Below are 13,632 nucleotides of genomic sequence, written 5' to 3'. Positions count from 1 at the left end.
CTATCTTTAATTGCTATCAGTTAGGGCTAATCGCACCTTATTGAAGTGTTCTATGTTATCGATAAAGAGTGAGGTAAGGTCAGGATCAAAGTGTGACCCTGCACCTTTTGCGATCTCGGCTATCACTTCATCTAGTGGCCAGGCCGGTTTATAGCAGCGCTCGTGGGATAGCGCATCGAACACATCTGCGATAGCAACAATGCGTGCAAAGATATGAATTTCATCGCCTTTTAATCCATCAGGATAACCACTGCCATCGTACTTCTCATGGTGTTGTAAGGCGATGATGGCGGCAGCGTTGAGAATAGGGCGCTCTGAGTTGCCCAAGATCTGGTGACCGATGGCGGGATGCTGACGCATGATCTGCCACTCTTCATCGTTTAGTTTTCCAGGTTTTAATAACACGGCATCCGGCGTCGCTATCTTACCTATGTCATGCATGGGTGATGCGTGTTTGATGAGATCGGCCTGTTGATCATCGAGCCCGGCCAATTTTGCCAGGATATAACAGTACTCGGCCATACGCTTCACATGGTTGGCGGCTTCCTTCGAGCGGCTCTCGACCACATCGCCTAGGCGGAAGATCAATTCTGACTGGGTATCTTCTAGCTCTTTGTTCAGCAGCAGGTTCTCGAAGGCGACGCCGACATTGATGGCAAAGATATCGATAAGCTTCTTATCCAGATCGCCAATGGCATGTATGTTGTCCATATACAAAAGATTGATCCAACCACTCTTTGCTGGGAAGTAACCGACGAATAGGTTGTCTTCATACAGGCATGTCTGTTCCTGTAGTGCCCGTTTAAGCAGCTTCTCGATGGGCTCGGGGATGGCTTGTTCATGGTGACTGGCAAATTGGCCGGTGCCAGCCAGGATATGGAGTTTGTCGGTACTTAAATCCTTGCTCATCGCATCTATGGCATTGCAGGTCAGCAGTAAGGTCTCGTTGTTGAGGTTAAGGAGGTTGGCGACCTGAGTCAGCAGACCGTCGGCAAAATGATACAGAGTTCTGAGTTCAAACAGGCCAGAGGTCGCCTTGACGACACGCTCTAGCCCCTCTCGGTAGCGGATTTGCGTTTGTTTCGCCGCTTCGATCTCCATGATATCGCGGTAACTTCTCAGCGCGGAGTAGACGCTGGTGATCAGCTTACGTGAATCCAATTCAGCCTTTGCCTTGTAATCGTTGATGTCGTAATTGACGATCACATCTTCTTCAGGCGCTTGTCCCGGCTGACCGGTACGCAGGATTAATCTGATGCTGCGGTCGTTATGCTCTTCACGGATCCATTTGACCAGCTCAAGACCGGCGTGATCGCTCTCCATGACCACGTCGATAAACGCCATGGCCACGTCTTTTTCATCTTGTAACACCCGCTTTGCTTCTTCGCCGCTATAGGCATTAATAAACTCTATGCCGCGGTTATCTAGTTTAAACCGCGACAGTGCGAGTTTTGTTACTGTGTGTACATCGGGCTCATCGTCGACGATCAGTATGCGCCAGGCCGGTCCTGTTTCTGTTTCGGCTGCTTTCTTCTTACCTGAGAACAGTGGACTCTTTTTCGCCATATCAATTAGCATCCGTACCCCTCTTAGGTGAACTAAATTGACCTTATTTATTAGTGTAGTAACTCACGTGGCATTTAGCTGGAGAATTTAGAAGGTGAGAAATTGAAATTGCAGATTAAATGAGGCAGTTAGCCCTTTTTGTTGCGTATCGCGTGACGATAGCAGGGCGGTGAACATAAGGGCGGAAAACATATACTTGTGTTTACTGAGCAAGCGCTCTTTAGTCTAACCGATCAAATACTGATCTAACGTGCCAATTTTATTAAATATTTTCCCACTTTTGTTGCTATAGTGCGTAGGGCATCCCATGGCGCTTTTTTAATGGAGTCGACTCTTGCACGCCTTACCTCTATTTGAATCGATTGACTATATCGAAGCCGGCAACCCCATCATCAATCAGCACATTACGGCGATAGCCATGAATAGCGTCGAAGATGCAGGCTTGGTTTATGAGCTGGCATCCGATCTACTGTTCGCCCAGCGAGAAAATGAGAACAGTTATAAGAGTTTTCGTAGTGAAATCACCTGTTTTCTAAATTGGTGTTTCGATGTGGTGCAGCAGTCGCCGGGGCAAATAAGTCGGCGTGACATGGATAAATTCGTGGCCTACTGTCAGTCGCCACCAAAGGAATTAATCGGTCAGTTTAATGTTGCCCAGTTTAAACTCGACAAGGCGAGTCAGCAGCGCGTGCCCAATCCGTTATGGCGACCCTTTGTGGGAAAACGAGGGGAAGAATACCGCCTTAGCGATAACGCCCTCAAGACTAAGATGGCGATACTCTCCTCATTCTATGGCTTCTTGATGGCGGAAGATTACTGTGAGCGCAATCCAGCTCAGGCCTGGATGAACCATTCAAAGTTTGCCCATAAACGAAAGTTTGCCATGAGCGAAGAGGAGGGCAGTGGACTCGCCTTTACCGAATTGCAATGGTCTTATGTTATCTCAAGTGTCGAACAACTTGCCATCGCGGAACCTCAAATCCATCAACGCAGTTTGTTCCTTATCAAGTTGATTTACGGTTGTTATTTGCGTGTCTCTGATGTGAGTGCGCGGAGTGGTTACAGCCCTATCATGGGACAATTTAAGCAAGACAAGCAGACAGGGATCTGGCGTTTTCATATTCCTAAGAGTAAAGGGGGCAAGCAGCGACAAATCCCATTGTCTAATGCATTAATAGAGGCACTCAAAAAGTACCGCGAACATTTGGGGCTGTCACCTTTACCCGGCTATCAGGAACAGACGCCAATTTTCGTGCGCCATAGGGCCGCTGGGCGAGGACGTGAAGCGGGATTGGTCGACGCAAATCTGGGCATTCGCCAGGTAAGAGAGGCGGTGCAGTCGCTGATTAATCACGCCGCTGACCAGGCTGCCACGGATGGGCTTTTGGAAGATGCAGAGGTGATGCGAAAACTGACAGTGCATAGCATCCGTCATACCGGGATCACCCATGACATTAATCTCAATGGTCGGCCCTTATCTCATGTTCAGGCGGACGCAGGGCATGAGAGCATTGATACCACGTCTCAGTATCTGCACACATCTCAGGCCGAAAGGCATCAGAGTGCAGCTAATAAGCCTATGGACAGATTAGCCGGCATAGAATAATCAAAAAAGCCCGTGTCCGGGCAGACACGGGTAGGGAGCCTAAAGCGGTCGCATCGCTTAAGTATCTCAACAAGAAAAGACTTAATAGACAGGGCTCTAATTTGAGTTGACGATAATAGTCTAAACAGGCTGTTTTGCGATTCCATGTCACTCAGATGACGCTTTAGTTAATGCTTATGTAATAGCTTCTAGTGATCTATAAATATTATGATGACCGGGTGCGTAAATTTTAGCCATACTGATAACCTTACTTTTAACATATGAATGGCAGCCATTTTTCAAATCGCTTAATGCCGATAAGTATCATTATCGGCATCTGACTAAAAGTTCCTTTTAGCTACTTCTCTAACTAGTAACTCTCATTCAATATGACAATTCCCAATATCAAGAGGTCTAAGTTACTTAGGTTACTTTTGAACGTTTGCAACTGAGGGGCTAGATTGAATCATTTGGTAAGCTGCTAAGACGTACCGATTGCTTATTGCTAGCCAGGTTATGAGCTGCAGTTAGGTTAGTTATGCGCTGAGTTTTGTATTAGACGTTTATTGAGAGCCCCCAGATTAAACATCTAAATATTTAAAATTAGGCAAAGCATTCCACTGAAGCATTCAGAGTAACGCACCGAAACGATCAAACCGGCAAGCCTGGTTGGTTCCTAACTAACACCCGTAACACTAAGAGCATCTAAACTAACTTTAGCTTTCCAAGTGCTTGCTAATTGAAGGCTATGTCTGCATTAGCTTTAGTAGTTCGCAAAATTCTATCGTTATTAAACAAATAGCTGACGCAGGGAAAACCTGAAACAAAATACACGCGTCGCTACGTGCATGAAATTACTTAAACAAGGGGATTACCCGCCAGATTTCACGTAGCGACGCCTAATGATTGAGCAATCCATGGCAAGTAAAACCCTGGATGCTGATTAGAATGCTCCACAGAAAGAATATCTCAATGCGATAGATACCATTAAGGACTTTAGAAAAGCTAAGACGATTCTTTAACGGACTGCCTAAAGGCCAGTAGCTGAATTAAAGTATCGACTCGGAGCACTTGTTGAGATGCCAGTCTTAGTAAGTTCACTTTGTATGAAAAAGTATAGCGATACTGTAGCAACTGTAACTCAGCCAAATGAGTTGAATCTCTGTTGCCATAAAAAGAGCTAGCACTGATAAAAGAAAGAGAAAGGACTTAGTATTTTTCAATAAGTTTATTCTATTGGGCGTATTCGAGACAGATAGCTTTTAGGCTATAAGCCGATAAGGCAAAATTAAAAGTGAAGGTAGAAATGGCATATAGGCTAGTCTTTGTAAGATTGATATCTGGCTCACTCTCCACCACAGTCTTAGATACACTGCCATGCGCACAATGTATATTATGTTAAATTAAACGTGGTGGGTTAAATAATTTCCGGAAAATTTTTGGGCATTTTTATTCAAACTGAGAATCTCGTTCACCGCATAACTAATTCAATAATCCACCACTCTGCTACAACGCTTCACACGATTGCTGTGTTAGACATTGAGGATTTACGCTAGCAAGGCTGCTGCTACACAGTGAAAAAAGCATAATGATTTGGCTGGGATTAATTGGCTCAGATTCTGAGTTTAAGTGAACATTTCCATGGAGGTTGTCATAGCCTGCAGACGAGCATTTTCCGATACAAATTACCCGCCGCAATGCCGTGCACCACTCTAGGACCACAACTTACTCATTACGCCTGACGTAATCGCTGGATATCCTTTTGTGGAGGAAGCCCAAATAGCCGACTGTATTCACGGCTAAATTGAGATGGGCTTTCATAGCCAACGACTCCGCTTGCCTGGCTGGCATCTAAACCATTTAACAGCATCTGGTCCCTTGCTTCCTGCAGGCGCAGATGCTTGAGATATTGCAATGGGCTGCTACCCGTCAATGCTTTAAAGTGTTGCCGAAACGCTGATGCACTCATATGGGCTTTGTCGGCTAATTCGTTGATGCCTATCGCCTGAGCGAAATTCTGCTTCATCCAAGCCACTATCTGTACGATTTGCCTGCTCGGCGAGCCAACCGACGCCAAATGTCGCAAGTGCATTCCATGTGAACCATGGAGCAATCGAATAACGATTTCCTTTTTATACAGTTGCGCCAGGCTTTCGATATATTCAGGCGTGAGATGTAACCCCAGCAAACGGCTCATCGCATCACACAATCCGGTATCGATATCTTGGGTAGAAATTGCTTGATATCTAAGATCTTTGGATGGTCTTTCCAGATTAAGTTCAGTGCAAGTCTGGGCAATTAATCCATAGTCCAACTTCAAGACTAAGCCGATAAACGGATGATACCTTGTCGCTTCTGTCACATGTGAAATGACTGGCAAATCAAATGTTGTGAGCATAGATTGTCCTGCGCTACAGATGCGCAAACGGTCGTCGATAGCGACTTGTTTACTGCCTTGCAAGATAAGCGACAGACTCAAGGTATAGATACAGTGCAGTGGCTCGGTCGGGGTGTTTCTGATGTGAAGCGTCAGGTCAGGGATGCTAGTGTCATGGTCACCTTCCCTTCTCCCGTAAGCAAATGCTGTATCTGCTAGAGACTGAATCATGCTGTTACCGCTAGTGATTAACATAGACATGCCCTACTTGCTTGACCTCGGTTGATTGCGCGTCAAATTCTTTCAGCATCTGCTGCTGTGAAATTTGGTCGCCCATACGTCCTCGTTTTACGTACCTGTGCTTAAATGATTTGGCGCCTTTAGCAAAAACCAATTTAGCAAAATCATCAATGTATTGCTGCTTAAATTTGCTGTTGAAGGTATTAAAGAGCACGACGTTTTTGCCCGTAAAATCATTGTCTTTGACAAACTGCCATATCGGTGGTGCCGGACTATAGAGCCAGATAGGCGAACCTAAAAAGACAGTGTCATAAGGCTCGAGATCAATATGCGATGGTGTAATGTCGGCGACATTGCTTCTTGCGTCTTTCAGCGCGTTAATCCAGCCCGAGATCCCAAGTTGGTAACTCTCGGCCGAGATCTCATACACATGACCCGCGGTTTGCAGCGCAATATGGTCCGCCAGGACGCCAGTATTGCCAGAGCGGGAGAACACCACAATAACCGTATTGACCTTGGCCGCTCGACCGGTCGGTGTGCTGGACAGATGCGATCTATTTTTCGTGTACTGGGCGTTTTCAATCCGCGTCACGACCAAGGCTATTAGTGTTACTAATGCCAGCGCGATCAGTAAACCAATCAATATCCAACGACCCATAGTTGCTTCCTTTGTTTCTTTTGGCTAATTGTCGCTAAAGCCAAAATGCTTTACTGCGAAACCTGCTGCCTTGTAAAAAGAGAACGTGCCCTCGGCAGTGTTCAGGACACGTTCACCTCTTTGGTAAGAAGTGTTGGTTAGAGGTGTTGGCTCAGGAAAGGACCAATTTTCTCCATTGCCAGACTCACCGCTTGCGGATGGTCATACAGATCGTAGTGGGACCAATCTTGCAATTCGACCAACTGGCGGTCTTTTGACACAATAGAGCGGCCATAGACCTCGTGTCCGTCACGATACGCGCCAAATGCACCTAATTTTTGACCGACAACTGCCATCATTGGCTGCGTCATCAGGGTTTCCACAAAGGCAAAAGCATCCCAACTCAGCGTTTTTTGCGCATGAGAGAACAACATACGCGTTGCCCCGCCCTCGGCCTGCCCTCTGGGTGTTTTATAGTAATCCGTGGCTTCGAACAGATCGCGTTCGGTCATTCCATTTTGTTTTGCAAACTCAGGACTCGGCGGCAGAAGCTCATTGACCTGTAGCTCTGCCCCCCTCGCTTCAGCAGTACGCTGGGTGGCCATAGCTTCTAGAGCCCCGATTGGATTGTACTGGCTGAATCCTTCTCGGAATAAACGCCCCAAGTTTACAGGGGTGATACCAACAACCGCCTTCAAACGCTTTTCTGTTAGAGCGGAGCTGAAGATATAAGCGCCGCCACCACAGATACCAAGACCACCGATTCTGTCTTCGTCGACATAAGGTAAACTAACCGCATAGTCGATCACACGGCTGATGTCTTCGACCCGTTGGCTTGGGTCTTCGACGTAGCGAGGTGATCCGCCAGATTCGCCCTGAAAACTGGCGTCAAAAGCGATCACCACGTATCCCAGCTCAGCCAGCGCTTTACCGTACACGGCACTGGATGTTTGCTCTTTACAGCTACCAAATGGATGGACACTGACCATAGTTGGGTAGCGTTTTGACTCGTCAAAGCCTTCGGGCAACAGAATTAGTGCCGCCATATCCCAGGCCATATCTGCATTTCTGAATGTCACTTTTTGGATGTTCATAATGAAAGCCTTATCTGATAGAAAGGCCCAGTAGCACTAAGCCTTTCTATTGGTTAATACTTTTGGTGCGTGGTTACAGCGTGCGCTTGAAGAATGGTGCTAGCACACCGATAGCTTCGGCAATTGGGGACTCACCATCATAGAGATCCATGTGATTCGCGCCGTCAACGACATACATTTGTTTGTCGCTACTGGCCGCGCGCGCCATCAAGTCATCACTCATCCACTTACTGCCGGCATCACTACCGACAACGGTAAGCAGGGGTTGAGTCAAAAAGGCCTCGGCCTTGAAGAACGCATCGTAGGTAATGATTTGCGTCAGACTGCGTGCTGTCGCAAAGCCCGGCGCAGTGCAATAGGCCGCGCGATCAGTGTGGTAGTATTCCCAGGCTTGGCGGAGTTCTTCGTTAGGTGCGTCTTCTTCTTTTAACGGTGCCATTGGAATGGTGGCGATTTCTGCGCCGCTGGCATCTGACGTTCTGGCACCAGAGCCTGCCTCTATGTATGGCAGAGCATCGCTATCCTTAACATTGTTATCCCAGCCGTTGCGGAACATCTGACCGATATTAACCATACTCACTGTACCAACCGCCTTAATGCGGCGATCGTTTATAGCGGCATTGGCTGTGTAACCTGCGCCCGCACAGATGCCCATGGCTCCGATGCGATCGTTGTCTACATAGTTGAGCGTTGTAAGGTAATCAATTACAGCGCTAACATCTTCGGTGCGCACATGTGGGTTTTCCAGCTGACGGGGTTCACCAGTGCTTTCTCCCTGATAAGAAGCATCATATGCGATAGCGATAAAACCGTTTTCGGCCAGTTTCTTAGCGTAAGTGCCCGCAGTCTGTTCTTTTACACCGCCGCCAGGATGAGAAACGACGATCGCTGGGTAGATTTTGCTTTCGTCAAAATCTGCAGGGAAATTGATTAGCCCAGCTAGGGTGATATCTAGGCCATTGGTATTTGGAAAGGTAACTCGGTTCATCTGCTTTACTCCGTACTCGTTATCGGTAGCAGGAGAAAAAATACCTTCAAGTATCTGCCCTCCCGACTTACGATTCAGTATAGGAATCACAGCAGAGGTGGGTTTGCACAAAGTGACTTATTGATTGCCTAAAATGACATATCCGCTCAAAGATAAAATAGGCGCTAGATAAACAATTGCGGTTAAGAAACTGAATATTATGAAGTAATAAATTCAGTGAGACAGGCTGGGCAGGCTAAAAACGCCAAAATATCAGTGCTACCAAAATATAGGTTAACAAAATATCAGTATTACCAAGAGACTCTTAAATTAGCGTCGTAGGATTTACAAGCCATGAGACTCTTAAATGGGGCTGAACGAGTATTAACCTGAAGCAACGTTAGCAACTCTTACTTCCAAATAACAACCAACCAAGTCGGCCAGCTACCAACTTACATTATCGCGACCAGCATCCTTTGCCCTATAAAGCGCAGCATCTGCATCGTGTAGCATCTGCGTTAGGCTCTTACCCGGCTCGAACGAGCTTAGGCCACAGCTAAAAGTGATCTGCAGCGCGTCATCACCGATCTGAAAACGATTTTCTCTTATGGCGTCACAATAGACCTGAGCGCGGGCCTCGAGATATGTCTCGAAGTCTTGGTCTGTACCAAAGGGGCGATTAACCAAGACGACAAACTCTTCGCCGCCCCAACGCATCAGCACATCTTCGGGATCCTGCTGTTGCTTTAAGGTCGCGGCAATATGGCGCAACGCATCATCGCCGACCATGTGGCCGTAGGTGTCGTTGATCAACTTGAAATAATCGACATCGATAAGGATGACGCCCAGTTCTCCCAGCTGCTGACTACAGGCGTGATACAGACGCTCGCCAATGGCGATACCCTCGCGGCGGTTATAGAACTGCGTGAGATCGTCATAGATGGCATGGTGTGTCAGCTGGGCTTCCAGCGCCTTTAACTCAGTGATATCGAATATCACACCAATTAGGCCTGCCACCTCACCACGATTGTCGTTAAAACTTGTCTTATGAAAACGCACAAAGACAGAGTCACCTTCACGGGTCTTTATCTGTTTCTCATAGATCTGCACGCCAGGATTGTCGAATAACGCCTGATCGGCGCGTTGGTAGACTTCGGCGAGCTCCTCGTCGAAAAGCTCATAGACACTCTTACCAATTAATTCGTCCCGGGTGAGTTTAATGAAGGATTCAAATGCCTTGTTGCAGCCCAGATAGACGCCTGCCTTATCTTTATAGAAGATAGGCACAGGCAAGGTATCCAATGTCAGTTGCAACAGATAGCTGTCACTGGCCAGACATTGGAGCAGATCTGGATGTAGATTGGGCGCATCATACGGCATATTTAGGGTCTCTTCTTGTTTAAATTGACGTTCCCTGTACCTAACAAGAGTATAGTTGTGTTAACTACGAGTGCTATATTAACAAGTTATCTCGGCGCTGCGGGATTTATCGACTCGTTTTTGTGGTCCTGAATCGTCAAAATAATCACCTTGAGCCGCTTTACTTCGAAAGCGTTAACGATTTGTACAGATATTGAGCGAACAAATCAATTGGCGCGCCTAAATACCTCTTTCAACATAAAAAATGATTGTAAATTGAAAAATGAGCTGCCTACACTGGGCTTAATATTTGTCATATGAGGGCACTCGCCTATGTCAATTTCTCCTCTTGCCAGTGACAAGCTTTATCGTTCTTCTACACTCGCCCTACTCGATCCCAGTATTAAATCGACAAAACAGCTGACGCCGCTAAATGAGATCGTTGGCCAGGAACGGGCCCAACAGGCAGTAGAGTTTGCCATGTCGATGAAAGACAAGGGCTATAACATCTACGCCATCGGCCGAAATGGTCTAGGTAAGCGCACTATGGTGATGCGTTACCTGGACAGGTATGACCCTAACGGTCATCACCAGCTGTTCGACTGGTGTTATGTGGTCAACTTTGACGATGCCCGAACCCCTAAGGTGCTCAAGCTACCTAGAGGTCAGGCCCAGGCCTTCAAGGCAGACATCGAAAACTTGATGAAACGTCTGGTCAAGGCCCTCCCCTTAGCCTTTGACAACGAGCTCTACTATTCACGGGCCGAAAAGCTAAAGGCGCAGTTGGCCGACAAGCAGGAGTCGGCACTGGGTCAGATCACCAAAGAGGCCGCCGCTAAGCAGATCAGCCTGTCTATCAACCCTCAGGGCAGCTACGAGCTAGTCGCCATGAATGGCGAGGAGCCTCACACCGAGTCGAGCTTTGCCGAGCTTAGCGCTAAGGAACAGGCCAGACTCGAGAAAAACATCGGTTCATTAGAGTCTAAGCTGCGTGAGGTGGTGCGTAAGTTCACCGCCTGGGAAGAGAGCTACTCGGATAAACAGCAGAAGCATGACGAGCAGGTAGCCCAGGAAGTGTTAGTGCATCTGCTTGAACCTTTGAAGGAAAGTTATGCTCAATATCCCGAGGTGAAGGCTCACCTTAATGAGATGCATAAAGATATCTTAGATAATCTGGATATCTTCCTCGAGCAAAATGAAGAGCAAATCGCCCTCTCCTACGCCTCATTGGCCAAGAAGATGCCGCGGCGCTACCAGGTCAATGTACTGGTTAACCATGGCGATATCCCCATGCCGATTGTGATTGAGGAGAGTCCCAACTATCACAACATCTTCGGCTATATCGAAAACGCGACCTATAAGGGCACCATCTTTTCCGATTTCTCCCTGATCCGCCCTGGTAGCCTGCATAAGGCCAACGGCGGAGTGTTGATGATCGACGCCATCAAGGTATTGGAACAGCCCTATGTGTGGGACGGTCTGAAGCGCGCGCTTCGCTCACGAAAACTCAGCCTGAGCTCCCTCGAGCGCGAGGTGACGTTGTCGGGCACCATCTCGCTGGACCCTGAGGCCATCCCATTAGATGTGAAGATTATTCTTTTTGGTGATTACCAGACCTACCAGTTATTGCAGCACTATGACCCTGAATTTAAAGAGCTATTTCGAGTCACCGCCGATTTTGAAGATGAGATGCCACGTACCGATGCCTCCGAGGTGCAGTACGCGAAATTTATCTCCAGTATCGTCGTGGGCAACAAGATGCTGCACTGTGACCGCGGCGCGATAAAACGTATCATAGAGTTCAGCGCGCGCCAGGCCGATGCCCAAAACAAGTTGTCGCTACATTCGGCGGATATCGCCAACTTGCTGCGTGAATCTAACTATGTGGCCCGCACCAGTAAGTCGAACATGATACGCGCCGGCCATGTGGAGCAGGCGCTGCATAACCATGAACTCAGGGTCTGTCGTCTGCGCGACTATGTGATGCAGAGCTTTATCAACGGCACAACCCTCATCGATACCCAAGACAGTGTGGTGGGTCAGATCAACGCTTTGTCTGTGGTGGCGACATCGGATCATCAATTTGGCGCCCCGAGTCGTATCACCGCCAGCGTTTCTCTCGGTGAAGGCGCCGTATTTGATATCGAGCGCAAGGTAGAACTCGGCGGTCAGATCCACTCAAAAGGCGTGATGATTTTAACCGCTTATCTTGCGACTATCTTCGGCCAGACGGATAAGATCCCGCTAACCACACACCTCACCTTCGAACAAAACTATTCGGGTGTCGACGGTGATAGCGCCTCGATGGCAGAGCTGTGCGCCATCGTCTCCGCCTTTGCCAAGGTGCCACTGCGCCAGGATGTCGCCATCACAGGTTCGATGAATCAATTTGGTCAGGCGCAGCCCATAGGCGGGGTTAACGAGAAGATTGAAGGCTTCTTCGATGTTTGTAAGATCAAGGGACGCCATAAGGGACAAGGGGTCATCATTCCGCGCACTAATGTGCAAAACCTGATGTTAAGAGCGGATATTGTCGATGCCGTGAACAAAGGAGAATTCTCTATCTGGGCTATCGAGCATGTGGATCAGGCAGTTGAGATCTTAACCGGTATTCCAGCCGGGGAACGCGATTTCGAATTCGAAGATTATCCGAAGGAAAGCCTCTATGCCCTGGCCGATGCAAGGTTGCAGAAACTAAGAGACCACGTTAAACGCACGCAAAAGGCTAAGGTTTAAGGATTAAAGACTAAAGGATTAGAATCCAAATCATTAACCAATAAAAAAGCCGGTACGAGACCGGCTTTTTTTATCTGGGCGATTACCGCTATTAGGCAAAGGCTTCTTGCAGTGGCGGAACCACCTGCTTCTTGCGGCTTAGGACGCCGTCGAGCCAGACACGACCGTTCTCGGTCGCCTTACCGTAGGCGCGCTCGGTTAGATCGGCATCATCGGATACGACCAACATCTCTGAGCCTTCTTTCATGATGTCGGTGAGTAGCAGCAGTACGCTGTGGCGATTGCCTTCGGCCTTAAGCGCCGCGATATCGGCTTCAAGTTCAGCCTTAACCTGATCAAAAACAGACAGGTCGATCACTTCTAGTTGGCCAATACCAACCAGGTTACCGTTCATGTTGAAGTCTTTAAAGTCGCGCATCACAAGATCGCGAACCGGCGTGCCTTCTACAGCCGACTTAACCTTGAACATCTCCATACCCAGCGCCTTGTAGTCTTCGATACCCGCGATTTCCGCCAGGGCCTCGACACACTTGATATCGGCCGTGGTACAAGTTGGCGACTTGAAGATCACTGTATCGCTCAGGATGGCACACATCATGATGCCGGCGATGTTTTTTGGGATCTCGACGTTGTAGAAGTCGTACATCATCTTGATCACTGTGTTACTGCAACCCACAGGGCGGATCCAACACTCAAGCGGTGTAGAAGTCGTCAGGTCACCTAGCTTATGGTGATCGACGATACCGACAATGGTCGCCTCGGCGATATCATCAGGCGCCTGAGTCAGCTCGGAGTGATCGACGATATAAACCTGCTCACCGGCGTAGTGCTCTTTATACAGCGGGGCTTCAAAACCAAAGCGTTCCAGGATAAAGGCGGTTTCTGGTGATGGCTCACCCAGGCGAGCGGCAATGGCCTCTTCGCCGATTTGGTTCTTCAGGTAAGCCAGTGCAATCGCACCACAAATTGAATCTGAATCTGGGATCTTATGACCCACAACGTACATTGGCATAATTAACTCTCACAGTAAATTTTGCGGCATTTTACCAAAAGGAAAATCAATTTACATTA

Annotated in this window: 9 protein-coding genes; 2 read left to right on the top strand and 7 right to left on the bottom strand. The window is 47.9% G+C overall.

Annotation, left to right across the window (positions count from 1 at the left end):
* Positions 1-6 precede the first annotated feature (6 nt).
* The gene (locus SHEW_RS10255; RefSeq protein WP_011865781.1) at positions 7-1,578 is read right to left on the bottom strand and encodes a response regulator; all 1,572 of its coding nucleotides are present in this window, start codon (positions 1,576-1,578) and stop codon (positions 7-9) included.
* A gap of 322 nt (positions 1,579-1,900) precedes the next feature.
* On the opposite strand from SHEW_RS10255, the gene SHEW_RS10250 reads away from it, so the two are divergent.
* On the top strand, positions 1,901-3,172 hold the full coding sequence (locus SHEW_RS10250) for a tyrosine-type recombinase/integrase (protein WP_011865780.1): 1,272 nt from the start codon (positions 1,901-1,903) through the stop codon (positions 3,170-3,172).
* Positions 3,173-4,883: 1,711 nt separating this feature from the next.
* Here SHEW_RS10250 and SHEW_RS10245 read toward each other — a convergent pair.
* From SHEW_RS10245 to SHEW_RS10225, 5 genes are all read right to left on the bottom strand, one after another.
* A complete protein-coding gene (locus SHEW_RS10245) occupies positions 4,884-5,783 on the bottom strand; it encodes an AraC family transcriptional regulator (RefSeq protein ID WP_011865779.1) in 900 nt (299 codons plus the stop codon).
* On the bottom strand, positions 5,770-6,426 hold the full coding sequence (locus tag SHEW_RS10240; RefSeq protein WP_011865778.1) for a flavodoxin family protein: 657 nt from the start codon (positions 6,424-6,426) through the stop codon (positions 5,770-5,772). The genes SHEW_RS10245 and SHEW_RS10240 overlap by 14 nt, the downstream gene beginning before the upstream one ends.
* 137 nt (positions 6,427-6,563) lie before the next feature.
* Positions 6,564-7,499, bottom strand: a complete 936-nt coding sequence (locus SHEW_RS10235; protein WP_011865777.1) for an alpha/beta hydrolase — start codon at positions 7,497-7,499, stop codon at positions 6,564-6,566.
* Between the two features lie 73 nt (positions 7,500-7,572).
* The gene (locus tag SHEW_RS10230) at positions 7,573-8,487 is read right to left on the bottom strand and encodes an alpha/beta hydrolase (protein ID WP_011865776.1); all 915 of its coding nucleotides are present in this window, start codon (positions 8,485-8,487) and stop codon (positions 7,573-7,575) included.
* Positions 8,488-8,910: 423 nt separating this feature from the next.
* Complete coding sequence (locus SHEW_RS10225; RefSeq protein ID WP_011865775.1) at positions 8,911-9,846, bottom strand: GGDEF domain-containing protein; 936 nt, start codon at positions 9,844-9,846, stop codon at positions 8,911-8,913.
* 312 nt (positions 9,847-10,158) lie between these two features.
* On the opposite strand from SHEW_RS10225, the gene SHEW_RS10220 reads away from it, so the two are divergent.
* Entirely contained in the window at positions 10,159-12,561 is a 2,403-nt protein-coding gene (locus tag SHEW_RS10220) for a Lon protease family protein (RefSeq protein ID WP_011865774.1), read from the top strand.
* 91 nt (positions 12,562-12,652) lie between these two features.
* On the opposite strand, the gene SHEW_RS10215 is transcribed toward SHEW_RS10220, so the two are convergent.
* Entirely contained in the window at positions 12,653-13,573 is a 921-nt protein-coding gene (locus SHEW_RS10215; protein ID WP_011865773.1) for a manganese-dependent inorganic pyrophosphatase, read from the bottom strand.
* Positions 13,574-13,632 lie beyond the last annotated feature (59 nt).

The organism is Shewanella loihica PV-4 (assembly GCF_000016065.1).
In the GTDB taxonomy this organism is placed as follows: Bacteria; Pseudomonadota; Gammaproteobacteria; order Enterobacterales; family Shewanellaceae; genus Shewanella; species Shewanella loihica.
Note: the sequence above shows the minus strand (reverse complement) of the source record. Positions and strands in the feature narration are given on the sequence as shown.

Coding starts and splice junctions, on each gene's coding strand:
- SHEW_RS10215 (WP_011865773.1), bottom strand. CDS start 13,573: ATGCCAATGTACGTTGTGGGTCATAAGATCCCAGATTCAGATTCAATT.
- SHEW_RS10220 (WP_011865774.1), top strand. CDS start 10,159: ATGTCAATTTCTCCTCTTGCCAGTGACAAGCTTTATCGTTCTTCTACA.
- SHEW_RS10255 (WP_011865781.1), bottom strand. CDS start 1,578: ATGCTAATTGATATGGCGAAAAAGAGTCCACTGTTCTCAGGTAAGAAG.
- SHEW_RS10235 (WP_011865777.1), bottom strand. CDS start 7,499: ATGAACATCCAAAAAGTGACATTCAGAAATGCAGATATGGCCTGGGAT.
- SHEW_RS10245 (WP_011865779.1), bottom strand. CDS start 5,783: ATGTTAATCACTAGCGGTAACAGCATGATTCAGTCTCTAGCAGATACA.
- SHEW_RS10230 (WP_011865776.1), bottom strand. CDS start 8,487: ATGAACCGAGTTACCTTTCCAAATACCAATGGCCTAGATATCACCCTA.
- SHEW_RS10240 (WP_011865778.1), bottom strand. CDS start 6,426: ATGGGTCGTTGGATATTGATTGGTTTACTGATCGCGCTGGCATTAGTA.
- SHEW_RS10225 (WP_011865775.1), bottom strand. CDS start 9,846: ATGCCGTATGATGCGCCCAATCTACATCCAGATCTGCTCCAATGTCTG.